Genomic DNA, 23,001 nt, shown 5'->3' with positions numbered 1-23,001 from the left:
GTTTTATGTATCGGACCAATTTTAAATTGGTTCAATACAAGGTCAACCCGTATGCGCCGTCAAGCTCTTTTTTGTGCAGTATATAGCGAAGCACCGTGCCTTCCCAGCAATCAGCGGCGGCTCGCCGAACGAGCTGAAATCGCCACCTCGGGCGTGAAGGTAAAATCCTTATCGAAGGGGTAGGTGGGCCTCTGCTTGCGCAGCCGCGGCAGCCGCTCGACGAACTGATCGACCACCCCGGGCGAGAGCGCCATCAGGTTTGGATTGGCGATCGGAGCCAGTTCCGGCGAGAGATAGCCGGACTTTACGACAATGATCTTGGCTCGATGCGGATCGAGCCCGAGACGTGTGAAGTCGGCAATGTTGTGATACGGGCGGCGTTTAGCCGACAGTACCAGATCGATGCCGCCCGCCGAGACGACCGCCTGGCGGTCCATGGCATCGTCGGTATTCAGCAGGAACTTGACCGTGAACGCGGCGGTCACCGGTTTGCTGCCCTTGGTGTCTAGCGATGCGCCGACAGTGAGATCGAGTCTAGCGCCGACACCGGCAGCGTAGCAGGCTTCGGTTGCCGCTCTGTCGGCGATACCCGCGAATACGACGCCAGTCGCGCGTTTGGCGAGAAGTTCCGCCAGCACATCGGCGCGGTCGCCGATACCGCCGCCGGTCGGGTTATCGCCGGATTCGGCAAGCACAACAGGCGCGGTCGGGCTGCCGATTGCCTTTGCGACACATTCCTCGATCGAGCCGGTCTCGCAACCAAAGACGAAATCCTTGCGGACATCCCAATAGGCCTGCGCCAGCCGTTTGGCTTCGCATTCGAGAACGGAGCGGTCCGTGCCGGTCATGATGGCGGCCGCAGTAGCACGGGACTCGTCGGCCCAGACATAGCCGACCATCAGCGAGGCATCCCAGACACCGTCGATGGCATCGATACCGGGCAGCAGGTCGTAGAGACTCTTTGCGGGCTCATCGACAGTGCTGGTGCGCTCGCCGGGCAAGAGCACAGGGATCGGCGCCCAGAGCAGGATGGGCTTCACGCCGGTTTTCAGGCTTTTAACGAGCATCGTCACCGCACGGCGCATGGTTTCCTCAACGTCGATATGCGGCGCGGTGCGATATGTGGAATACATGTCCAATGCATCGATGATACGCTGGGTGACATTGCCATGCAGATCGTAGCTCGCGGAAAGCATGCAGTCGTTGCCGACGAGCTCGCGGGCAGCGCTGATCCAATCGCCCTCCGCATCCTCCATGCCCTCGACATACATCGCTCCGTGCATGGCGAGGTAGAGACCGTCGAGCGGCAAGAGCGGCTTCAGCCGCTCCAGGAATTCCGCCTTGAAGGCTTCATAGGCGTGGCGCGCAACAGGCCCGCCGGCGATGGCCCTCGCGTGGATCGTCGGCAGGAACTCGGCGTCATAGTCTTTGAGAAATGCGAAATAAGGTGCGGCCGTCAGTTCCTCGCCGCGCACGACGCGGAAATCCTTTTCTTCGTTCAGAACCGGATTGTACGTGCTGCATTCGATATGAATGCCACCAACGGCAATACGCATGGAAAACCTCAATTCGGGTTGGGACCAATCAGGAAATTGTGGGCGGCGATGCTGGCTGCACCTCGCGCCCAGATGTCGCCGTTGACGCGTTGGGTGCGGATCGGCGTCTGCCCGGCATAGCGCGGCAACACATTGGCTTCGATCGCCTGCTGCACGAGGGTGCCGAACAATCCGTCGAAATTGCCTTCGACATGGGTGATCAAGATCATGCCGGGATCGTTGAACTGGATGAGATGAGCGATCGCCAGACCAAGGGCGCCGCCGGCCCGGTGTAGGATGCGGATGGCGACGGCATTGCCAGCCGATGCCTCTTCCTCCAGCTCGGTCAGCGAGGTGCAGGAAAGGCCCTCCGTCTTCGACATTTCCTTGATCGCGTTTATCGAGGCCACGGTGTCGAGGCAGCCGCGCTTGCCGCAGCGGCAGGGCGAGCCGTTGGGCTCGATGGTGCAATGGGCGATCTCACCGGCGCCGCCGTGATTGCCGCGATAGAGCTTGCCTCGGATGAAATGGGCACATCCGACGCCTTCTCCCAACGAGACGACGCTAAAATTCCGGATGTCGCGGGCAGTGCCGAAAAGCTTTTCGCTGACGGCTATGGCCTTGGCGTCGTTTTCAATGAAGGTCTCGATGCCGGTCTTCTGCCGGATGATCTTGGCAAGCGGCACACCCTGCCAGCCAAGCAGGGTAGATTGCACGCAATTGGCTTGCTTCTCGTCAACAAAACCGGAGAGCGCCACGCCAAGGCCCGATAGTTTGGCCGCCACATCAGGCCGCCCGGCGAGCAGTTTCGGAAGCGCATCGGCGATCAGCCTCGCTATGACCTCCGGATCGCGCGACAAGGGCATATTCTCGCGGGCAATAATCTTACCGTTGAGATCGCTGAGGACCATCGGCGCCGGATCCTCAAGCAGCGAGATGCCGACGAAAAAGGCGCCTTCAGGATGCAGATCAAGCAATATCGACGGCCGGCCCTGGCCATAGACCGTTTCGGTTTCATGCAGGACGCCAAGCGTGATCAGATCGCGGGCAATCCCGCTCATCGCCGCCTTGCTGAGCCCCATCGATGCGGCAAGAACCGTCCGGCTGAGCGGGCCGGATTCGCTGATGACACGCAGGAGCTGTCGCTGCGAAGAGGTGAGCAATTCGATGTTCCGCCTGGGTATTTGCCGAATATTTTGGCTTGAAAATAAGTTTAGCAATTGAACAAATTAATCGCAATAAATCACAAAAATGGCTTAAGTCCATTGCTCGGACTTGCAGGGAGCAGCTCGTGCGCGTTGCTGGCGAGCGCGCCACTTTCGGCAGTCAGCGATGCCGGCCGACCTCGTGGATCAAATCGATGAGCGCCCGCAGCCCGGCCGGCAGGAGCCGGCGGCTGGGATAATAGAGGCAGAGGCCGGGCAGAGCAGGCGTCCAGTCTTCCAGTATGCGCGCCAATCGTCCCGCAGCGATATCGGCAGCGGTGGACCATTCCGAAAGATATGCCAAGCCTGCGCCCTCGCGGGCCGCTTCCAGGATCAATGTCGGCTCGTCGAGAGTGAGGGAACCGGGAACATCGAGCGTCAGCACTTCGCCTTGTTTTTCGAATTCCCAGCGATAGAGCGAACCGCTCGGCAACCGTGCGCGGATGCAACAATGCTGCATCAGATCCTGTGGCTTGCCGGGCTTTGGGTGCGCTTCGAAATAGGCGGGAGATCCGACGACGGCATAGCGCAATGGCGGGCCGAAGGGCACGGCGATCATGTCTTTCGGAACGGTATCCGCCGTACGGATGCCTGCATCGAAGCTATCCGCGACGATATCGATCATACGTCCCTCGGTCACCAGATCGAGGCGCATGTCCGGATAGCGTTTGAGATATTCAAGAACGATCGGCGTCAGGATCTGGCGTGCTGCGCCGACCGAGCTGTTGATGCGCAGGACACCGGCCGGCGTGTCACGATGGCTGTTTACCGCTTCCATGGCGCCGTTGATGTCCGACAGCGCCGGTGCGACCGTGGCGACAAACTGCTCGCCGGCGGCCGAAAGCGAAACGCTGCGCGTCGTCCGGTTGAACAGGCGCACACCAAGCCGGGTTTCCAATCCGGCGACGGCATGGCTCAGCGCCGTCGGCGACATGCCGAGTTCTACCGCCGCGGCTCGGAAACTGCCGCGCCGGGCGACCGCGATGATGGCCTCGAGTTCGATCAATCCGGACTTATGCATTATCCCGATTTCCGCACCACTTCATGGCGCTTTGTCCCGCTTACTGATGCAAACCTATCGGCTTATATCGGAAATAGCCACAAAAACCGCATCGCGGAGAAGGAGATCATCATGAGGATCATCGACAAGATTTACATCGACGGCAGTTTCGTTGCGCCGCACGGGGAGGAGCTTTTCGATCTCTTCAATCCGGCAAAGGGCGAAGTCATCGGCAAGGTCCGGCTCGGCGACGCAGAGGATGTGCGCCGCGCCATCGCGGCCGCCAAGCGGGCCTTTCCGTCGTTTTCACAGACAAGTGAGGAAGAGCGCATCGCCTTGCTGACCCGGCTGCACGATTCCGTTCTCGCAAAGGCTGAAGCTCTGACGGAGGCGACGATCGAGGAATATGGCGCCCCGGTTTCCCGCGCCTCCTGGGCAACGCATTATGCGGCAGATTGTTTTCTCAATGCCGCGAAAACGCTCGAGCATTATGAATTCACGCGGCGGATCGGATCGGCAGAGGTAGTGATGGAGCCGCTCGGCGTTGTCGGCCTCATTACGCCCTGGAACAACGATTACGGCTTCATCTGCAACAAGCTCGCGACCGCGATTGCCGCCGGCTGCACCGCCGTCATCAAGCCGAGTGAAATGAGCGCCTTGCAGACGCAAATCCTGACGGAGTGCCTGCACGATGCCGGCTTGCCGGCTGGCGTGTTCAACATCGTCAACGGCCGCGGCGATGTGGTCGGCGCCGAATTGAGCAGCCATCCCGACATCGCCAAGATTTCCTTCACCGGCTCAACCGCCGTCGGCAAGGCGATCCTGCGTGCAGGGGCTGAAACCATGAAGCGGATGACGCTGGAGCTTGGCGGCAAGTCGCCGACGCTGGTTCTCGATGACGCCGATTTTGCCGAGGCCATCCCGCATGTCATCGCCGCCGGTTTTGCCAATAGCGGCCAGGCCTGTATTGCCGGCACGCGTGTGCTTGTGCCGGAATCGCGTGCGGCGGAATTCAATGCAATGCTCAAGGCTGCGGTCGAGAACATCAAAGTCGGCGATCCCCGTGATCCCGCAACCGCAATCGGCCCGATGGTGAGCCAAAAGCAATATGAGCGCGTGCAGCGCTACATTCAGTTGGGAATTCGGGACGGCGCAGCGGTCCTCGTCGGCGGCGAGGGGCGGCCGGACGATCTGGAAAGCGGCTATTTCGTCAAGCCGACCGTTTTCACCGACGTCACCAACGACATGGCGATCGCCCGCGAGGAAATCTTCGGGCCGGTCCTCTGCGTTCTGACCTATAGGAGTGAAGAGGAAGCGATCTCCATTGCCAACGATACCGTCTACGGGCTGCAGGCCTATGTGATTTCGTCCGACCCCGAGCGTGCCCGCGAGGTCGCCTCGCGCATCGTGGCCGGGCGAGTGATGATCAATGGATTTCACAATGAGCCCATGGCGCCCTTCGGCGGCTTCAAGCAATCCGGCATCGGCCGCGAATACGGCGTCTTTGGCTTGGAGGCCTATCTGGAACCGAAGAGCGTGATCGCCGCCGCCTAAGGGCAGCGCGTTTCCTGCCATGCCTCGAAATAGCGACTTGTCAGCCAGGTTAGCAACGCGCAAGCTGCCGATATCCTGTTTCATCGCAAGGCCCGGACCTATGACCGCACCTCTCGACGACGAAGTCTTTTTGCGCCGATCCTTCGAGGTCGCGTCGCGGGCGCGAGCTAATGGCAATCATCCTTTCGGCGCCATTCTCGTCGGCCCCGACGGAACGGTGCTGATGGAGCAGGAAAACGCTTTCAATCCGACGCAGGACATGACCGGCCATGCCGAGCGCGTACTGATGACACGGGCTTCGCAGCAATATTCGCCGGGTTTCCTCGTGCAATGCACGATGTATACTTCCGCGGAGCCCTGTGCCATGTGCGCCGGCGCCGCCTATTGGGCTGGCGTCGGGCGTGTCGTCTATGGTCTCAGCGAAAGCCGGTTGAAGGCGATTATCGGCAATCATCCCGAAAATCCGACGCTTGATCTGCCCTGTCGCGTGGTCTTCGAAGCGGGCCAGCGTAAAGTCGAGGTTGTCGGGCCGATGCTTTGCGAAGAGGCGACGGCATTGCATGATGGCGTATGGTGAGACGCGAATTGCGGCGTCACGGCCGCAAAGATGAGCCAATCGGCGAGCAAGGCATGCCCTTAGTCAAACGATTGACACATGCTGGTATAAGTATGCAAAGCTTACTATAATGTTTCAGCAGGCCGACGCCCCTGCAGTTGTTTAATCCTTCGACGTCGATTCCAAAATTTATCGTTCGCCCATGGCCGTCTTTGACGGTTCGCGTGCGTTTGCTGCCGGGCGGAACAGTCAGAAAGGAATGTCATGTCCAGTACGGCCGATCGTTCAAGACGTCCGCTGGTCATTGTCTCGATCATGCTCGCGACTTTCATGGTCGCGGTCGAGGCGACGATCGTTGCCACCGCCATGCCCCGCATCGTCGGTCAGCTCGGTGGCTTCACCTATTATAGCTGGGTTTTCTCCGCCTTCCTCCTGGCGCAGTCCACGACGACGGTGATCTATGGCAAGCTGTCGGATATTTTCGGCCGCAAGCCGATCCTGATCGGCGGTATCCTCATTTTTCTCGTCGGTTCGGCGCTCGCCGGCCTGGCCTGGTCGATGCCCTCACTGATTGCCTTCCGGCTGCTGCAGGGTCTTGGCGCCGGTGCCATTCAGCCGGTGACTATGACCGTGGTCGGCGATCTCTATAAGCTGGAGGAGCGCGCCAAGGTGCAGGGCGTGCTCGCCAGCGTCTGGGCGGTGTCGGCCGTCATCGGCCCGCTTGCCGGCGGCATCATCGTCGATAATTTCTCGTGGGCCTGGATTTTCTGGATCAACCTGCCGGTCGGTGTGCTAACCATCATCGGCTTCACCCTTTTCCTGCATGAGCAGATCACGCCGCGCGAGGCGAAGATCGACTATCTCGGTACGATCCTGTTTTCGATATCGATCATCTCATTGCTGGTGATCCTCACCGAGACCGATTCCGGATTCGGCATTCTCGGCACGCTCGCGCTCGTCTTCGTCGTCACCGGCGTGCTGTTCCTCCTGCAAGAGCGGCGCGCGCCGGAGCCGATCATCTCGATCGAGCTTTGGGGCCGGCGGCTGGTGGCGACCAGCAATGCGGCGACGCTTCTGGCCGGCATGGCGCTGATCGGGCTGACGACCATTCTGCCGATCTACGTACAGGGTGTGCTCGGTCGTTCGCCGCTGGTGGCAGGCTTCACGCTGACGATGCTGATTGTCGGCTGGCCGCTGGCGGTGATGCTGTCGAGCCGTTTCTTCCGCGCGTTCGGCATTCGCAGGACGCTGCGCGTCGGCAGCTTCATGTTCCCCTTCGGCTCGGCCTTCCTCCTGTTCCTGACGCCGGAGAGCAGCCCGGTCCTCGCCGGTATCGGCTCCTTCCTGATGGGTTTCGGCATGGGGCTCATCAGCCTCACCAGCATCGTGCTCGTGCAGGAGAGTGTGGAATGGTCGATGCGCGGCAGCGCCACGGCGTCGATCATCTTTTCACGCAGTCTCGGCAATACGCTCGGCGCAACCGCCTTGGGCGCCGTGCTCAATATCGGTATCGTCCACTTCGGCAGCGGCGATCTAGCCGCCAAGCTGCATGGCGTCCTGAACCAGCCGACCGGCCTTTCTGATCTCGCCAGCGATCCGGCAATCCGCGGCGTCTTCGATGCGGCCCTGCATTGGAGCTTCTGGGGCGTTGTCGTCGTCGCGATCCTGACCTTCGCGACCACCTGGCTCATCCCGGTGGCGCATGAGGCCGGCCGCCGGCAGGTACCGAAGACGGATGCGCAGGAAGCAATGACGCACTGAGCGTCGGCCCATTTTTGAAATATGCGCCAGCCCGGCGGGATTCGATCTGCTCCGCCGGGTTTATGTCGGTATTACAAGCTCTTGCTTAATGATCTTCCTGCACCGTGGCAACAATCCACGGCCGTCTTCGCTGCCTCAGAAATCGTAGCGATCGATGCGCCAGGCGTCGAGCAGGCGATGTGAGGCCTTGAGCGCCGCATCCGCGTCGCGGGCGACAATCGCGTCCAGGACATCCTTGTGATAGGGCAGGGAACGTTTCTGGCCTTCCGCCACTTCGTCATGGCTCGAAAGCGCTCGGTTGGCGTAAATCGCGACGGCGATCAAATCGATGAGCTGCGCGTAGATCATGTTGCGGGTGGCGGCAAAGATCGCGGTGTGGAAGCGCAGGTCGGCATCTGCATTGGTGTTGACGTCGCCAATGGTGGAAACCATGTCGTCATAGGCAGAGGCGATGGCGGCGAGATCCTCGGCGGTGCCCCGCGCCGCGGCTCGCGCCGTGGCTTCCGGCTCCAGCACCCGCCTGAGATCTTTGATCGAGCGCATGATCTCCACCGAAGGGCCGGTCTCATAGTACCAGACCATGACGTCGGTATCGAGATGATGCCAGTTGGAGCGGTCTTTGACGCGCGTGCCGACACGAGTCTTGATTTCCACCAGCCCCTTGCCGGCGAGGCACTTCATCGCTTCGCGGATCACGGTGCGGCTGATGCCGAACTGCTCAACGAGTTCCGGTTCGTTCGGAAGCGTCGAGCCGACGGGATAATCGCCGCCGACGATGCGGCGGCCGAGTTCATGCACGAAATAGCCAAAGACGCCCCGCCGCGGGATCGTGCCATATTTGCGCACATAGGCATCGAATGGCGACTGCGACACGATCAGTTTCGTTTCCGGGCTCACCCGAGAGGCAGTCGTTGCGCCAATGCCATATTTCATTATCCGGGACTCTCATTCCTGTTGAAGAGCCGATACGAGAAAATCTTCAGCTTATGACGACCCTTTGGGGCTTCTTGCTGATATTTTCGGTTTGCTCGCAGCGGTTCCATAGTTGCTCGATGCCGATTCGGCCGTTCTCATTGCGCCATATCTCGACGGGGTGACTCTACCATGTCTTGCGTGCGCATGCCTACTAGCGCCGGATCGACGGCTCCTGGGCTCGGCGTTTAATGTAGCGCGGTCGAATTGAAGAGGCGCGGATCATGATCAAATTCTGATCAGGCCGTTGAATGAAACGTGATCATTTCGTCGAATGGTAGGACGATTTCAGGCTATCGAAAACGATTCCGAACCGCTTAAATGACGAGGTTGAAAAGCGGATTCGGAGCATTTTGTGAATGACTGATATGTCCACGCGCCAACGGGGGGAGGTGGCGCAAGCTTCCAGCTCACGGCCGCTTAAGATTGCGCTGCTCGTGGCTGGCGCGTTTTTCATGGAAAACCTGGACGGCACGGTCATTGCCACCGCCTTGCCGCAGATGGCCGCTTCCTTCGGTGCCCGTCCCGTTGATCTCAATATCGGTATGAGTGCCTATCTGCTGACGCTCGGCGTCTTCATTCCGATCAGTGGCTGGATCAGCGATCGGTTCGGCGCTCGCCTGGTTTTCACTACCGCGGTCGTCATCTTCACCTTGGCTTCCGTTCTCTGCGGCTTTGCCAATGGTGTCGGCTCTTTTGTCGCGATGCGCACCCTGCAAGGCATTGGCGGCGCAATGATGGTGCCGGTCGGCCGCCTTCTGGTTCTCAACAATACGCCGAAGGATCAATTGATCTCGGCAATCGCGACGATCACCTGGCCGGCGCTCGTGGCGCCCATTCTCGGGCCGCCGCTCGGCGGTTTCATCACCGATCATGCAAGCTGGCGCTGGATCTTCTTCCTCAATCTGCCGCTCGGTATCTTGGCGTTCATCTTTGCCCTCATGCTGATCCCTGAGACCAAGAATGCTGCACGACCACCCTTCGATTGGCCAGGCTTTGTCGTCAGCGGTTTCGGCTTGGCGAGCCTGATGTACGGGCTTGAGCTGATCGGCCGTCCCGATCTGGTGTGGCTGGAAGCATGGGGTTATGTCGGCGTTGGTTTCGCGTTGCTCACAGGCGCGACCTTCCATTTCCTGCGAACCGATCATCCCCTGATCGATCTTGCCGGACTGAAATCGCCGACTTTCGCCATCACAATCTCCGGCGGCTCGCTGTTTCGCATCGCAATTGGTGCTGTACCATTCCTGCTGCCGCTCATGTTCCAGGTCGGTTTCGGGCTCAGCGCCTTTCACGCCGGCATGCTGACCTTGGCGGTCTTTGCCGGCAATCTGGCGATGAAGCCGGGCACGACGCCGATCCTCCGGCGCTTTGGCTTCAAGCCGGTGCTGGTGGTCAACGGCATCCTCAATGCGATCTTCATCGCCGCCTGCGCTCTGTTTTCGGCCGATACGCCGCTCTGGTTCATCATCCCGGTCCTGTTCATCGGCGGCATGTGCCGATCGATGCATTTCACGGCGCTGAACACCATTGCCTTTGCCGATATCCCGCCGCAGCAGATGACGGGCGCGAACACGCTGTTCAGCACGGCCTTTCAGGTGACCACGGGTATGGGGATCGCCGTCGGTGCCATCGGCATCCGTATTGGCCAGGCGGTCAGCACGCCGCTCGGGGTAGGCGGGATCGCAGCGATCGAATTTCGCCTGGCTTTCATCATGCTCGGCATCATCGCGCTGCTTGCCGTGCTGGACTGCCTGCCGCTCGATGCCAAGGCCGGCGACAATGTTTCGCGCAAGCCGAAACCGAACGCGAAAAAGGCGGCCTGAACGGTCGCCTTCGGCAGGAGTATGCAGGGTGGGTCGCAGCCGCCCGGCGGCTCAAAAATGATAGTTGATAAGATTATAGCGCAACAGAAGAGTGGGCACTGCGATCAAAAGGAGAAGAAGCACTGCTATGCTTGCGGCACGCAACATTTTTAAGCGGCGCGTGCGCTGACCGGTCCAGTCATATACCATTTTACATGTCTCCCCGTTCCGTGCGCGCTAAAAGGCAACAAAATCAAGCTCTAGTCAATACGAATAATAGAATGACCTTTAACAAGTGCCGCCTAATGCATTGGATTGGCGAGGGGTTCGCTCTGTATGGAGCGGTATCTATTTGCCTCTTGCTTCGCAGAAAGGTCGTTTTGTGACCATGGTCATGGCTATATAACGGTTGAGGATGTCCTTGCGGCTGCGCGGGGATGGGAGATTGTTTCCGAACAGAGGAATGACGTGATGAGCAAGGTGCGTGCCCTGGTACTGGAGCGTCAGCATGAGCTGGCGTTACGCGATATCGACCTGCCGCAAGAGGTCGGGCAGGGTGAGGTGAAGATCAAGATTCATACGGTCGGCGTCTGTGGATCGGATGTGCATTATTATACGCACGGGCGCATCGGTCCGTTCATCGTGAACGCGCCGATGGTGCTCGGCCATGAGGCGGCCGGCACAGTCGTCGAAGTCGGCGCCGGCGTCGCGCATCTGAAGGTCGGCGACCGCGTCTGCATGGAGCCCGGTATTCCCGACCCCAATTCCAAAGCCAGCCGGCTCGGTATGTATAACGTCGATCCGGCTGTCACCTTCTGGGCGACGCCGCCGATCCATGGCGTGCTGACGCCCTTCGTCGTGCATCCGGCCAATTATACCTTCAAGCTGCCGGACAATGTCAGCTTCGCCGAAGGCGCGATGGTCGAGCCTTTCGCGGTGGGCATGCAGGCGGCCGCGAAGGCGAAGATCACGCCCGGCGATACCGCCGTCGTGCTCGGCGCCGGTCCGATCGGCACCATGGTTGCGATCGCCGCACTTGCCGGCGGCTGCGCTCGCGCCATCGTTGCCGACCTTGCCCAGCCGAAGCTCGATATCGCCGCCCAATATCAGGGCGTCATCCCGGTCAATATCCGCGAGAAGAATCTGGTCGAAGAGGTCAGGCGCCTGACGGACGGCTGGGGCGCCGATGTCGTGTTCGAGTGCTCCGGCTCGCCGAAGGCCTGGGAAACGGTGATGGAACTGCCGCGTCCGGGCGGGGTCATCGTCGCGGTCGGCCTGCCGGTTGCCCCGGTCGGTCTCGATATCTCCACGGCATCGACGAAGGAAATCCGCCTCGAGACCGTCTTCCGTTACGCGCATCAATATGAGCGCTCCATCGCGCTGATCGCGTCCGGCCGTGTCGATCTGAAGCCGCTGATCTCCGAAACCTTCAAATTCGAACAGTCGATCGAAGCCTTCGACCGGGCCGTGGAAGCACGGCCGAGCGACGTCAAGCTGCAGATAGTCCTGGATCGGTAAGCACCTGCTGTTGCCGCCGCGTCATATAAATGGCGCGGCGGGTTTGTCTTTTGCGCAGCATGATCCCGTCTGAAAACACCATCTGCCCTTTCGCGATCATGCCCGAACCGGTAGACGTTCCCGCAAAAGCGGTGCTAGCGTAGTATCGAACAGAGGGAACGAGGCGGTAAACGCCGCAAAACGGGAAGGGCCGCCGTGCCGCACGACGTCGCATTGATAGCACTGATTGCCGCCGGTTTCGTGTTTGCGGCCATTTTCGGCTATCTCGCCGACCGGCTGCATCTGCCACCGCTGGTCGGCTATCTCGTGGCCGGTGTGATGATCGGCTCGTCGACGCCGGGTTTTGTTGCTGATACCGCTCTGGCGTCGCAGCTCGCCGAAATCGGCGTCATCCTCTTGATGTTCGGCGTCGGCCTGCACTTTTCGGCGGCTGATCTGCTCGCGGTGCGCGGGGTTGCGATTCCCGGTGCCATCGGCCAGATCGCCATCGCGACCCTCTTGGGAATTGGCCTGACCTCGCTGTGGGGGTGGGACCTCGGAGCCGGCCTGGTCTTCGGTTTGAGCCTTGCCGTTGCCAGTACCGTTGTGCTGCTGAAGGCGTTGGAAGAGCGCAATCTGGTCAGCTCCGCCAATGGCCGCGTCGCCGTCGGCTGGCTGATCGTCGAGGATTTGGCGATGGTGCTGGCGCTCGTCCTGTTGCCGGCCTTTGCCGGCGTTCTTGGCGGCCATGCCGGTGTGGGCACGCACGCAAGCAGCGGCCCGATCTGGCTGACCATAGGCATTACCCTCGTCAAGGTGGCGGCTTTCGCCGCCGTCGCGATCTTCATCGGCCCAAAGATCGTTCCCTGGCTGCTGACCTCCGTCGCTCGCACGGGCTCGCGCGAGCTCTTCACGCTTTCCGTTCTGGCCATCGCGCTCGGCATCGCCTTCGGGGCGGCGGAGATATTCGGCGTTTCCTTCGCGCTCGGCGCCTTCTTCGCCGGTCTGATCATGAGCGAGTCCCATCTCAGCCATCGAGCGGCGGCCGATTCACTGCCGTTGCAGAATGCCTTTTCGGTATTGTTCTTCGTTTCCGTCGGCATGCTCTTCGATCCGTCGGTGGTGGTGCGCGAACCGCTGATGGTCCTCGGAGTGCTCGCCCTCATCATTGTCGGCAAGTCGCTGATTGCTTTCTGCGTCGTGCTGCTGCTGCGTTATCCCGCCAGTATGGGTTTTGCCGTTTCGGCAGGACTTGCCCAGATCGGCGAGTTTTCCTTCATCCTGGCCGGTCTCGGCGTCTCGTTGGGTCTGCTGCCGCGCGAAGGGCAGGATCTGATTCTTGCCGGCGCCATTCTGTCGATCACGATCAACCCGCTGGTTTTCCTTGCCATGGAGAAGCTGGAAAAATCGGCCTTTTCCCGGTGGCCGGTGCGCATGGCCGGCTATGGTTCGGCAAAGCACGATCGCCTCTGCCGCGAGCTGGCTATTATCAGCCAAGAGCGCGAGGAGAGGGACCGTCAGCATCACCTGGAGATCGAGCAGTTGCTCGAGACGTTTCCGATGTTCGCCGAGCTCGACGAAAGCGCCCAGGAGGAGCTTCTGCTGCTCTTCCGGCCGAGGTCTGCCTCACCGGGCGATCGCGTCATCCGCACCGGCGACCGGGGCGACAGCATGTATTTCATTGCGTCCGGCGCGGTCGAGGTGCAGCTCGAAGACGACGAGATTCCGCTCGGCGCCGGTTCCTTCTTCGGCGAAATGGCGGTGTTAACCGGCGCACGTCGCACCGCCGACGTGGTGGCCGTCGATTTCTGCCAATTCCTGGTTCTGGAACGCCGCGACTTCAATCTCTTCATGTCCCGTCATCCGAGCCTACGCGCTGCTGTCAGCAGCATGGCGCAAGAGCGGCAGGAGATGAACGTATCCCGCCAAAGGCGGGATCAATCGCTGGACGCGGGTTGATCGCCTGAAAGCCTAGCGCTGTGGCAGCCAAGCCTTGGACACGCGGCAGGCCATCGTATAGGCCGGATCGAAAACATTGCCGACATCATAACGCACGACTTGGCCAAGCAAATGACTGGCGGCGGTCTTGTTGAGGCCGTAGTCGGAGGTCAGCCACCTAAGCATTTCGCTGGTTGCATGCTGCAGCGCCTGGTCGAGCGGTCGGGCATTGCCGACGGTGAAAATGTCGTCTGCCGTTTCGCCACGCGGCCAGACGATCTTTTTCTTTTCGACGCTGAGCCGCACCGTCACTTCGAAGGTGGTCTCGATGCCTGTCCCGACGATCTCGCCGTCACCTTGTACGGCGTGACAATCGCCAAGGAAGAAGAGGGCTCCCGGCGCAGAGACGGGAAACCAGATCGTCGTGCCGGGCCCGAGCAGCCGGTAATCCATGTTGCCACCGAATTCGCCGCTGGTGGCAGTGGATATGGCCTGGCCGAGCGAGGGGGCGACGCCGAAGCAGCCAATCATCGGCGACAGCGGCAACACGAAAGACTCAAGGCCCGCGACCGGCTCCGCAAGCCGGGCCGTCAATGCCTGACCGTCGATCTGCCAGATAACCTTGTTGCTTGGCGGCAGCGTCCGCACGTCTTCCGGGTCAACGACATTGCCGGCAACGACGCTTCGGGTAAAGCCCGTGTCGCGTGTCGGCACCATGCCGAGGATTTCGACCTTCAATGAATCGCCCCGTTCCGCGCCTTCGACAAAAATCGGACCGTTCATCGGGTTAGGGCCGGATGCCCGCTGGACGCCTTCCTTATCGTAGCCGGCGGCATCGAGCGTTTGCGTAACGACAGTGTCTCCGTCGGCGATGCGCAAAGCCGGGGGAAGAGACCCAATGACGTTGTGATAGACCGTCGGAGTAAAATGATGCGTTGCCATGGAGCTCCAGCCTTCTCTAAATTTTGATCCGGCCAACCTATGCCGGCTTTAGCCTCGACGAAAAGAGCAGAATGGCGCTGCAGGCAAATTGTCGCCATCAACCTGCCGCCATCGACCTCACGGCCCCACAAAATATCGCCGCCGCTTGGCCTAATCGCTTCGTTTGTCGAACCCGCTGCGAAGCTACTCCTCCGGGTTAATCTTCAACCATAAGCGGCTTTGTGCTACGACAATCCAGGCGGAATTTGAGTGCGCGTGCGGGGGGATTAGACATTTCAAATTCTCTCATTCTTCAGAACCTAAGGAAAATTTCCGGCTCGATGATCAAGCAGTCGATCCGAAGGCGGATCGTCGCGATCGCGGCCGGCTTGATCGTCCTGATGATGGCGACTTCCGTGCTGTCGATGGTGATGGTCGGGCGGCTCGGCCATCTGCTCGATGAGCTGACGGCAAAGTACAATCCGGCCAACGAGCATTTGATGCGGATCCATGTTCTGTCACTTGAAAGAGCGCTGGCGCTGCGTCGCATGGTGATCGCAAAGATGCAGGACCCACCTGACGAGATCGGATATAAAGCTCGCAAGGAAATGTACGACGCTAAGGGCGCTGAAGTCGACCGCGAGGCGCAGGCTACGCGCAGCCTCATCAATGCGGTCATCTCAGATACGAATACGCCCTCTGATAACGCGGCGCTGGCGCGCGTCGATAGCCGGATCGATAGTCTGCTGAGTGATGGCCGCAGTCTGCTGCGCAGGGAGACAGGGGAACTGCTTTCACTCCTCGATACAAGGGACTTTGCCGGCGTGAGAGATCGCCTTCCGCGCGTCGACGCACTCCGGGACCAACTCGATCAAAGGATCGACACCCTCCGTCAGGAGATGCTGGAAGTGAGCCATGGCGCCATCGCAACAATCAGGAAAGAGCAGTCTCAAGCAGTCCTGATCTCTGCAATTGCCACGCTGCTCGCCGCCGTCCTCGGATTGATCTTCGCCAACCTTGTCAGCGGTGGCATCATTCGCTCGGTTCGGGGACTGCTGGAAGGGACGCGCGCCGTCGAGGCTGGCCATCTCGATCAACCCATCGCGGTAACGACGCGCGACGAAATCGGAGAGCTGGCGGCTGCGTTCAATCGAATGGTCGTTCAGTTGCGCGACAACCAGCGCGTCAGGGAAACGTTTGGCAAATACATCGATCCCCGCGTCGTGGAAGGTCTCATCGATCGCCCAAACTTGACCGCGGCCGAAGGTCAGCGCCGGTTGATGACGGTCCTGTTCTGCGATCTCAGGGGATTTACGAGCCTGAGCGAAGGCTTGATGCCCCAGGGTCTGGTTAAGGTCATGAACCGCTACTTTTCACTCATGTCCGAGCCTATCCGGACCAACCGCGGGATCATCGACAAATATATAGGCGACGGCATCATGGCCTATTGGGGCCCTCCGTTTGTGGACGAGACGGATCACGCGCGACTTGCATGTCTGGCCACTCTGGACATGATTGACCGTATTGAGACGTTGCGGCGGGAAATCCCCGACTTGCTCGGCGTTCGCGGCACGCCGATCGAGAAATGCGATTTGCGGATAGGCGTCGCGACGGGTGAAGCATTGGTCGGGAGCATCGGCTCTGACATCATGATGAGTTATACGGTGATGGGTGACGCGGTAAATCTCGCTTCTCGCCTGGAAGGCGCAAATAAGGTTTACGGCACCCGCAATCTGGTCAGCGAGAAAACAATCGCTGCGGCGGCTACCGCACTCGAGTTTCGAGAGATCGATCGGATCGTCGTCGCTGGCCAAACCCGTCCGGAGGTCATTTTTGAGGTGCTTGGACGGAGTGGCGAACTGACGCCGGAACGGATGGCATTACGGGACTCCTATCGGGAAGCGCTCGCGGCGTACCGAGAACGTCGATGGGATGACGCGCTTGGCGCGCTCAAGGCATCGCTGGAGATAATACCGGATGACGGACCATCGCTCGGCCTGCTTGCTCGCATCGAAAACCTGAAAGCAAAACCACCATCCCACGACTGGGACGGATCTTGGCGCATCGAGAAATAGGGAGAGAGGAGGGCGATATTCTTGCGCTGCGGGATCAAAAAACACAGCAGTGCGTGACCTAACCCAAAGGCAGTACGTTGTGGGTGATATCAATACTACGTGATGTTGTGTACCATTTCTCGGGGTACTCGGGGTTCAACGCTCTTAACTTCATCCTTATCGGGATTCTCGGAAAAGCACGTATATGCATTACTGCATATACTCTGTCTGAAAAGAGCAGCGACATGAACGCAAGCGAGTTGGGGCACGCGTCGCGAGCCGTTCTATTCATTGATGTCGTAGATTCCGTTCGTCTCATTGAACATGACGAAGAAGGGACCGTCTTGCGTTGGCTCCGCATGATGGACTGTATCGAGAACTCCATTCTGCCCGGATCGGGGGGGCGCGTCGTCAAGCATCTCGGTGATGGAATGCTTCTTGAATTCGAGAATATGCAGGCGGCAGCGTCGGCAGCATTTGAGATTCAGAACGCAAGTGTTCGCGACAACGCCGAACAGCCGCCCGATTGTCAGATACTGCTGCGCGCAGGCATTGACGTTGGCGATGTGATCATATCGCACCAAGATCTCTACGGACGTGGCGTGAACCTCGCCGCCAGGCTCATGGGCCTCGCCGGTCCGGGCGAAATCGTCGTCTCTGCGCGCGCGCGGGGACAATTGACGCCTCTCCTCGATGCCGACGTTGAGGATCTGGGCGAGTGCTATCTGAAGAACATCGAGGCCCCCGTACGCGCCTTTAGAATTGGACCGCCGGGACCCCATCCCATCGTGCAGTCGCACTGGTCGCTAGGCGAACTGCGCCCAACGCTCGCGGTCATCCCTTTCGCCGTCCGGGGCGAAGCTGCAGAACAGGGGATCCTGGGCGAGGTCTTGGCCGACGAAATCATCCGCGCTCTGTGTCGTATGCAGGAACTCAACGTTATTTCACGGCTCTCAACGACCGCTTTCGCAGGACGCAGACTGAACCTCGACGAGGTGAGACTGCATCTGCACGCAAACTATGCCGTCTCAGGGGTCTGCAGGGTGACCGGCGACAGCGTATGTCTCGACGCGGAATTGGTAGAAACAAAGACGGGGCAAATCGTTTGGGAGAATCGCCTCACGGAGCGGATTATCGGGATTCTCGAGGGCGACCAAGAAATCGTTAGTCACGTAGTTGCCGAAATCTGCAATGCGATCATGGCACGCGAACTGCTGCGTACGCGCTCGCAGCCGCTTCCGACCCTTGAAAGCTATGCGCTGCTCATGGGCGCCATTACCTTAATGCATCGCCTGAGGCTTAGGGACTTCAATGACGCCCGCACAATGCTGGAGGCGATCTTGGAGCGCGGATCGTATCAGCCACTCGCGCAAGCATGGTTGGCGAAGTGGCATGTCCTGCGCGTGCAGCAGGGCTGGTCCGACGACGTCATGGATGATGCCCACCGAGCGCTCAATCTGACAAAACGCGCTCTTGATTCCGATCCAGAATTTTCGCTCGCCCTCGCGGTTGATGGCTTCGTGCACATGAACCTCCTCAGGCATTTCGATATTGCACGGGAACGTTACAACCTTGCCATTTACACCAACCCGAGTGACGCGCTGGCCCTCTTGCTAAGAGGAATGATGCACGCCTTTTGTGACGAGGGAGAGCAAGCGGTGAGGGATACGGAGCTGGCGCTTATGCTGTCCCCTCTCGATCTGCATCGGTTTTTCTACGATTCGCTGGCCGCCTCAGCAAACCTGACGGCCGGCAACTACGCTCGCGCCTTGGAACTTGCCAATCGGTCTCTGCGCGCGAACCGAATGCACACCTCGACTTGGCGGGTTCTCACCGTGGCACAGTGGCAGCTCGGCATGCACGAGGAAGCGCGAGAATCCGCGCGCGAGCTATTGAGGCTGGAGCCCGCATTCACGGTTGGCGGGTACCTGGACCGTATGCCAAGTGCAGCTTTCTCAATCGGCAAGCTGATCGCCGACGTGCTGCTAAAAGCTGGAGTGCCGCAATAAGGGATGCATTAACAGGGGGATAGGCAAATGAGCAACATATCACCACAGGCATCGCAGGGGGGGCATGGCGGTCATGGTGGCCACGGCGGTCATGGTGGCCATGGCGGACACGGTGAGGAGGATGATGTCTTCTTTGGTACGGACGCGCCGCTGGTCGCCGATGCGCTGATAAATAATCGCGACGGAATTGTCGGCAGTTTTCTCCGGCCTGAAGCGGTGCCTCCGGAGCTTGAACTCGAAGACTCTGCCAACATGGCCAGATGGGCTCAGGAACGGCGAGAGCAGGTCGTCGACTTCGAGCTTCATTCCCGCATTGGCTTCTCTCAGGGTACGGATGATTCTCCAGGAAGCATGAATGTCTGGCATTTGGACGTTGAGCCTGACCGGGACGCCGCCGTGCCAAACGTTGAATATCGTCCGCTCGTCAGAATGGTCCGGCCTACTGAGAGAGTTTTCTTTGGCCAACTTGCGCTTGTTGCGAACTATGCCGATTTGCGGGCGGATCGAGTCACTGAAATTCTGGTGCAGCGCGATGGACCGGCCGCATTCCTGGCTTCCATCGCATACATTGCCCCCAACCGTGCACGATGGACGCTTGAACTGCTAGGGGCCGTCTTCCGGCTTGCCCAGTTTGTCGAATTTCGCATGAAGCACGCACTCGCTTGCCGACGGCCAATGGAATACTCGCCACAGATACAGCCAATGATCCTTACGCCGGAACACGGCAGTCTGCCCAGCGGTCACTCGACTGAGTCCTTTGCGATGGCCATTGTACTGGTCCAGCTTCTCCGAGCTTCGACCAATCCCGTCTACGAGCAGCACACTTATGCTATCCAACTGCTTCGGCAGGCGGCTCGGGTCGCTGTTAATCGGCAGGTAGCCGGGGTGCACTTTCCAGTCGACAGTGCGGCGGGTGCGCTCCTGGGTTTAACCTTGGGCCAATATTTCTGCCGCCGGCTTAGCGGGGAGGCCGACTTCTATGCCTGGTCCTTCGACGGCGAAGCCTATCCGGAAGATGCCGATTTCGATTGGACAGGATGGTACGACGTTCGGCAGCAGCGGCAAACCGCTCCGGATGCGAGGTCTCCATGCGCCGCGGAGCTGGGCTCCCACAAACTTGGAGCCGCCTCTTCCATCCTCACCTGGCTGTGGGAGAAGGCGCTTGCCGAGTGGTCCTGATCGCATTGGTTCCAACCCAACAGTGAGGGAGAAGCCATCATGGAATGGCGAAAAACCGACCTTGAACACAGCTATTGCCGAATCGAGGGGATAGATCCTAACGCCGATTGGGTTCTCGGGCCTGGCTTTCGTGATTTTTCACGGGGTCACGATGACGTCTTGATCCCCTGTACGATCGGTCCGCTCGACAAATCCATGGTGGACATGATGAGGACCTTTCATAAGGTCGATGCTCAGCAAGGCGGTTGGGAAAGTGGAGTCTTCGTACCGTCTCTCTATCATGATGCGACAGAGGGCCAACACATGATCGCGTTTGTGAGAAGAGCCGTGTTCGATGACCTAGCACGCGGGGAGGGGCCATTCGGCCAAATTCGCACGACTGCGAAACAGATCGACATGAGCCTGCCCCTCAATCCGAAATCGCTGCCCAATCACTGGAAGAGCCGCACTCCAGCATCGGAACCTGTCCCTCTACCGGTCTTCTCCCCTGGCCATTGGCCGAAGGATACAGTTGTTATTGGTATCATCGATGATGGAATCGCTTTTGCCCATGAGCGGTTTCGCCTCGCTGACGGCAGCTCGCGTGTTCAATATGTCTGGCGTCAGGATGGCATCTTTGACAATGACGGTTCAACCGTCGATTTCGGAAGCGAGATATGTAAACTCGATCAGCCTCGGCACAGGGGTATCGACAAACTCTTGAAGGCTTACAACCAAGCTGGGCTGATTGACGAGGAGGGGCTCTATCGTGAGGCAGGTCTGATCGACTTCCGTGATCCCGACCACAAGGCTGCGGCGTGGCAACTATCGCACGGCACTCATGTACTTGATCAGGCGGCCGGCTACGATCCAATCAAAGCGCCAATGAACCGCCCGATCATCGCCGTTCAGCTTCCGGTTTCGGTGACGGCGGACACCTCCGGTTCGAATCTCAAAACATTTGCGACGGCGGCCATCAAATACATCCTCGATCGAGCAGATCGGCTCGCCGGAAAGGATCACCTGCCTGACGGATCATGGCGGCCGCTGCCGGTGGTCATCAATTTCAGCTATGGCATGCTCGCAGGACCGCACGACGGCACTCTCGATCTCGAGCAAGCTCTCGACGATTTTGTTACCAAGCGGGGCGCACCGCTGCGCATTGTCTTGCCCGCTGGTAACGCAAATCTTTCGCGATGCCACGCCGCGGTTAAATTCAATGGGACCCGCACTCCGGTGTCTCTCGAATGGCGCGTTCAACCCGATGATAGTACGCCAACGCAGATGGAAATCTGGTTGCCGTACGATCCAGGAAAGCCGAATGCGAGCCGGGTGACCATAGCCGTCGAAACACCGTCTGGGCTACGGAGTCCGCGCCTCAAGGAAGAGGTGGGCTCGGGAGTCCAGCTAGTCTCGAACGACGATGTCGTCGCGTGCGCGCATTACGCCTTTCGTTCGTCTCCCACGAAACGGGGTGTTTTTATCATCTCGCTGCAACCCACGGCCCGCTTGCGACCCCTCGACAACCCCGCGGCAGGCGACGCGACAGCGCCGGCAGGAGTTTGGAAGGTCATCATCACGAACTCCGGCCTGCGCCCGGAACAGGAGTTGGAAGCATGGATTCAATGGGACGACGTGATCTACGGATATTCGCGCCGCGGTCGGCAATCCTATTTCGAGGCAGACTGCTATCGTCGGTTCGATCCTGTAACCGGCGACGTGGTGGACGTGGATGACAAGGGCAATCCTTGTATCATCAGGCGAGGCGGCCTCATCAACGCCATCGCTACCGGAGATGAAACAATCGTGGTCGGCGGGGTCCAGCAGAAGGATCTCACCCCGCCAAAATATGCAGCCGGCGGTCCGGTCGCGCCAACCCGCGACAAGCCTTCTCATCGCGTCGGACCGGACGCGGCGTGCGTCAGCGACGATTCACGGGTTCACAACGGCATTCTCGGAGCCGGCTCGAGAAGCGGATCTGTGGTCGCCATGAGCGGAACGAGCGTTGCCGTCCCGCAAATCGTCAAATTGGTGGCTGATATGCTGGCAGACGGTGATCCTGGGAATCGCGAGTCGATTTCCCGCTTTGCGGCGGCTGAAGAACGCGCCCGCTGGGAAGCGTCAGGAGGCGTCAATCCGGAGGCGCTGGAAAGCCTGGACAAGGAACGGTGCGGCGCCGGCCGCATCGTGAGACCGCGACGAGATTGGCTGAATCGCTACGAGAGGGATACCTGATGAAACGCGGGTGGGCAAAAATTTCCAAAGAAGCACGCTCTCAGGTCCCCATCATTAGCTGGGCATCCGTAAAGCGTGCTCCTCAGACCCTTGGTATTAGGGGTTTACGGTCAGCCTCGCATGCATGCCGGCGGAGTAGTGCCCCTTGATGTTGCAGAGGAGCAGATAGCTTCCAGGCTTGAGATCTGCTTTGAGTTCACCGTTGGCGCCCGGATTCAGGTCTTCGACCTCACCGAGGCTCTTCAACTTCTTTTCCTCGACCCGGTCCTTATTCTTATTGAGCGGGATTTTCTCGTCGGCAGATTTCAGCTTGACGAGGACCATTTCGTGCTCTTCCGAGGCTGCCTCGTTGTGAACGGCGAACGTGACGAGTCCCGCCTTCACGCTGGTGGTGTCGAGCTTGATGGCCATTGCTCCACCGTCTTCGCCACTTTCGATCACCTTAACAACAGTATCGGCAAATGATGGTGATGCGGCAAGCGCCAGCAAAGTTGTGGCAACTGCAGCGACGACGGATTTGCTTGAGAAAAACATGTGGTGACACCCTCCTTGGATTGGAATTCGACGGAGGGCTTGTAGATGAAGTTGAATATTTTTGTCCACTATAAATAACTTGGTAAATAGCGGTCGTTCTTTTGCGAGACGCCATGAAGAGCAGCGGAACATGAGACGATCGTGGCATTAGATCTGCATGGTCGCTCGACAGTTGCGGGAAGCTGCAGGAAGATGGCGGTTTGGAGATCCTAAGCCAAGTGCATCACATCTGTTTGCAGGGTAGGGATCAGCGACTGCAATGTCAAAGCT

At 59.5% G+C, this 23,001-nt stretch carries 17 protein-coding genes; 10 read left to right on the top strand and 7 right to left on the bottom strand.

The window, feature by feature from the left end:
* Window positions 1-110: 110 nt before the first annotated feature.
* The 3 genes from NXC24_RS28625 to NXC24_RS28615 all read right to left on the bottom strand — a co-directional run bounded on the left by NXC24_RS28625 (window position 111) and on the right by NXC24_RS28615 (window position 3,761).
* Window positions 111-1,556, bottom strand: coding sequence for a M81 family metallopeptidase (locus NXC24_RS28625; protein ID WP_104826747.1), 1,446 nt, complete (start codon window positions 1,554-1,556; stop codon window positions 111-113).
* Window positions 1,557-1,564: 8 nt separating this feature from the next.
* Window positions 1,565-2,698: an ROK family transcriptional regulator gene (locus NXC24_RS28620; RefSeq protein WP_104826746.1), complete on the bottom strand. Its 1,134-nt coding sequence runs from the start codon at window positions 2,696-2,698 to the stop codon at window positions 1,565-1,567.
* A gap of 163 nt (window positions 2,699-2,861) precedes the next feature.
* Window positions 2,862-3,761, bottom strand: a complete 900-nt coding sequence (locus NXC24_RS28615) for a LysR family transcriptional regulator (protein ID WP_104826745.1) — start codon at window positions 3,759-3,761, stop codon at window positions 2,862-2,864.
* A gap of 111 nt (window positions 3,762-3,872) precedes the next feature.
* On the opposite strand from NXC24_RS28615, the gene NXC24_RS28610 reads away from it, so the two are divergent.
* The 3 genes from NXC24_RS28610 (at window position 3,873) to NXC24_RS28600 (ending at window position 7,611) form a co-directional block, all read left to right on the top strand.
* Window positions 3,873-5,294, top strand: a complete 1,422-nt coding sequence (locus NXC24_RS28610) for an aldehyde dehydrogenase family protein (RefSeq protein WP_104827881.1) — start codon at window positions 3,873-3,875, stop codon at window positions 5,292-5,294.
* A 100-nt stretch (window positions 5,295-5,394) separates the two neighbouring features.
* Window positions 5,395-5,871, top strand: a complete 477-nt coding sequence (locus NXC24_RS28605; RefSeq protein WP_104826744.1) for a nucleoside deaminase — start codon at window positions 5,395-5,397, stop codon at window positions 5,869-5,871.
* A gap of 243 nt (window positions 5,872-6,114) precedes the next feature.
* Window positions 6,115-7,611, top strand: a complete 1,497-nt coding sequence (locus NXC24_RS28600; RefSeq protein WP_104826743.1) for an MDR family MFS transporter — start codon at window positions 6,115-6,117, stop codon at window positions 7,609-7,611.
* A gap of 135 nt (window positions 7,612-7,746) precedes the next feature.
* On the opposite strand, the gene NXC24_RS28595 is transcribed toward NXC24_RS28600, so the two are convergent.
* Entirely contained in the window at window positions 7,747-8,544 is a 798-nt protein-coding gene (locus tag NXC24_RS28595) for a FadR/GntR family transcriptional regulator (RefSeq protein ID WP_104826742.1), read from the bottom strand.
* A gap of 407 nt (window positions 8,545-8,951) precedes the next feature.
* Here NXC24_RS28595 and NXC24_RS28590 point away from each other — a divergent pair, with 407 nt between their 5' ends.
* The 3 genes from NXC24_RS28590 to NXC24_RS28580 all read left to right on the top strand — a co-directional run bounded on the left by NXC24_RS28590 (window position 8,952) and on the right by NXC24_RS28580 (window position 13,841).
* Entirely contained in the window at window positions 8,952-10,406 is a 1,455-nt protein-coding gene (locus NXC24_RS28590; protein WP_199773660.1) for an MFS transporter, read from the top strand.
* 450 nt (window positions 10,407-10,856) lie between these two features.
* Complete coding sequence (locus tag NXC24_RS28585; protein WP_104826740.1) at window positions 10,857-11,903, top strand: NAD(P)-dependent alcohol dehydrogenase; 1,047 nt, start codon at window positions 10,857-10,859, stop codon at window positions 11,901-11,903.
* A 195-nt stretch (window positions 11,904-12,098) separates the two neighbouring features.
* A complete protein-coding gene (locus NXC24_RS28580) occupies window positions 12,099-13,841 on the top strand; it encodes a cation:proton antiporter (RefSeq protein ID WP_104826739.1) in 1,743 nt (580 codons plus the stop codon).
* Window positions 13,842-13,853: 12 nt separating this feature from the next.
* On the opposite strand, the gene NXC24_RS28575 is transcribed toward NXC24_RS28580, so the two are convergent.
* Entirely contained in the window at window positions 13,854-14,762 is a 909-nt protein-coding gene (locus NXC24_RS28575) for an acetamidase/formamidase family protein (RefSeq protein ID WP_104826738.1), read from the bottom strand.
* A 320-nt stretch (window positions 14,763-15,082) separates the two neighbouring features.
* Here NXC24_RS28575 and NXC24_RS28570 point away from each other — a divergent pair, with 320 nt between their 5' ends.
* Window positions 15,083-16,816: an adenylate/guanylate cyclase domain-containing protein gene (locus NXC24_RS28570; protein WP_104826737.1), complete on the top strand. Its 1,734-nt coding sequence runs from the start codon at window positions 15,083-15,085 to the stop codon at window positions 16,814-16,816.
* A gap of 224 nt (window positions 16,817-17,040) precedes the next feature.
* Window positions 17,041-18,804, top strand: a complete 1,764-nt coding sequence (locus tag NXC24_RS28565) for an adenylate/guanylate cyclase domain-containing protein (RefSeq protein WP_104827880.1) — start codon at window positions 17,041-17,043, stop codon at window positions 18,802-18,804.
* A 39-nt stretch (window positions 18,805-18,843) separates the two neighbouring features.
* Here NXC24_RS28565 and NXC24_RS35305 read toward each other — a convergent pair whose 3' ends face one another.
* Complete coding sequence (locus tag NXC24_RS35305; protein ID WP_158704573.1) at window positions 18,844-19,110, bottom strand: hypothetical protein; 267 nt, start codon at window positions 19,108-19,110, stop codon at window positions 18,844-18,846.
* On the opposite strand from NXC24_RS35305, the gene NXC24_RS35970 reads away from it, so the two are divergent.
* On the top strand, window positions 19,057-19,983 hold the full coding sequence (locus NXC24_RS35970) for a phosphatase PAP2 family protein (protein ID WP_348632779.1): 927 nt from the start codon (window positions 19,057-19,059) through the stop codon (window positions 19,981-19,983). The genes NXC24_RS35305 and NXC24_RS35970 overlap by 54 nt on opposite strands.
* Window positions 19,984-20,682: 699 nt before the next feature.
* Complete coding sequence (locus tag NXC24_RS28555; RefSeq protein ID WP_158704571.1) at window positions 20,683-22,197, top strand: hypothetical protein; 1,515 nt, start codon at window positions 20,683-20,685, stop codon at window positions 22,195-22,197.
* A 96-nt stretch (window positions 22,198-22,293) separates the two neighbouring features.
* On the opposite strand, the gene NXC24_RS28550 is transcribed toward NXC24_RS28555, so the two are convergent.
* Window positions 22,294-22,731, bottom strand: a complete 438-nt coding sequence (locus tag NXC24_RS28550; RefSeq protein WP_104826734.1) for a plastocyanin/azurin family copper-binding protein — start codon at window positions 22,729-22,731, stop codon at window positions 22,294-22,296.
* Window positions 22,732-23,001 lie beyond the last annotated feature (270 nt).

The organism is Rhizobium sp. NXC24 (assembly GCF_002944315.1).
In the GTDB taxonomy this organism is placed as follows: domain Bacteria; phylum Pseudomonadota; class Alphaproteobacteria; order Rhizobiales; family Rhizobiaceae; genus Rhizobium.
The sequence above is the reverse complement of the archived record's forward strand: the minus strand, read 5'-3'. Positions and strand labels throughout refer to the sequence as shown.

Coding starts and splice junctions, on each gene's coding strand:
- NXC24_RS28595 (WP_104826742.1), bottom strand. CDS start 8,544: ATGAAATATGGCATTGGCGCAACGACTGCCTCTCGGGTGAGCCCGGAA.
- NXC24_RS35970 (WP_348632779.1), top strand. CDS start 19,057: ATGGCCAGATGGGCTCAGGAACGGCGAGAGCAGGTCGTCGACTTCGAG.
- NXC24_RS28610 (WP_104827881.1), top strand. CDS start 3,873: ATGAGGATCATCGACAAGATTTACATCGACGGCAGTTTCGTTGCGCCG.
- NXC24_RS28575 (WP_104826738.1), bottom strand. CDS start 14,762: ATGGCAACGCATCATTTTACTCCGACGGTCTATCACAACGTCATTGGG.
- NXC24_RS35305 (WP_158704573.1), bottom strand. CDS start 19,110: ATGAAGCTCGAAGTCGACGACCTGCTCTCGCCGTTCCTGAGCCCATCT.
- NXC24_RS28615 (WP_104826745.1), bottom strand. CDS start 3,761: ATGCATAAGTCCGGATTGATCGAACTCGAGGCCATCATCGCGGTCGCC.
- NXC24_RS28550 (WP_104826734.1), bottom strand. CDS start 22,731: ATGTTTTTCTCAAGCAAATCCGTCGTCGCTGCAGTTGCCACAACTTTG.
- NXC24_RS28570 (WP_104826737.1), top strand. CDS start 15,083: ATGATCAAGCAGTCGATCCGAAGGCGGATCGTCGCGATCGCGGCCGGC.
- NXC24_RS28600 (WP_104826743.1), top strand. CDS start 6,115: ATGTCCAGTACGGCCGATCGTTCAAGACGTCCGCTGGTCATTGTCTCG.
- NXC24_RS28565 (WP_104827880.1), top strand. CDS start 17,041: ATGAACGCAAGCGAGTTGGGGCACGCGTCGCGAGCCGTTCTATTCATT.
- NXC24_RS28590 (WP_199773660.1), top strand. CDS start 8,952: ATGTCCACGCGCCAACGGGGGGAGGTGGCGCAAGCTTCCAGCTCACGG.
- NXC24_RS28605 (WP_104826744.1), top strand. CDS start 5,395: ATGACCGCACCTCTCGACGACGAAGTCTTTTTGCGCCGATCCTTCGAG.
- NXC24_RS28625 (WP_104826747.1), bottom strand. CDS start 1,556: ATGCGTATTGCCGTTGGTGGCATTCATATCGAATGCAGCACGTACAAT.
- NXC24_RS28585 (WP_104826740.1), top strand. CDS start 10,857: ATGAGCAAGGTGCGTGCCCTGGTACTGGAGCGTCAGCATGAGCTGGCG.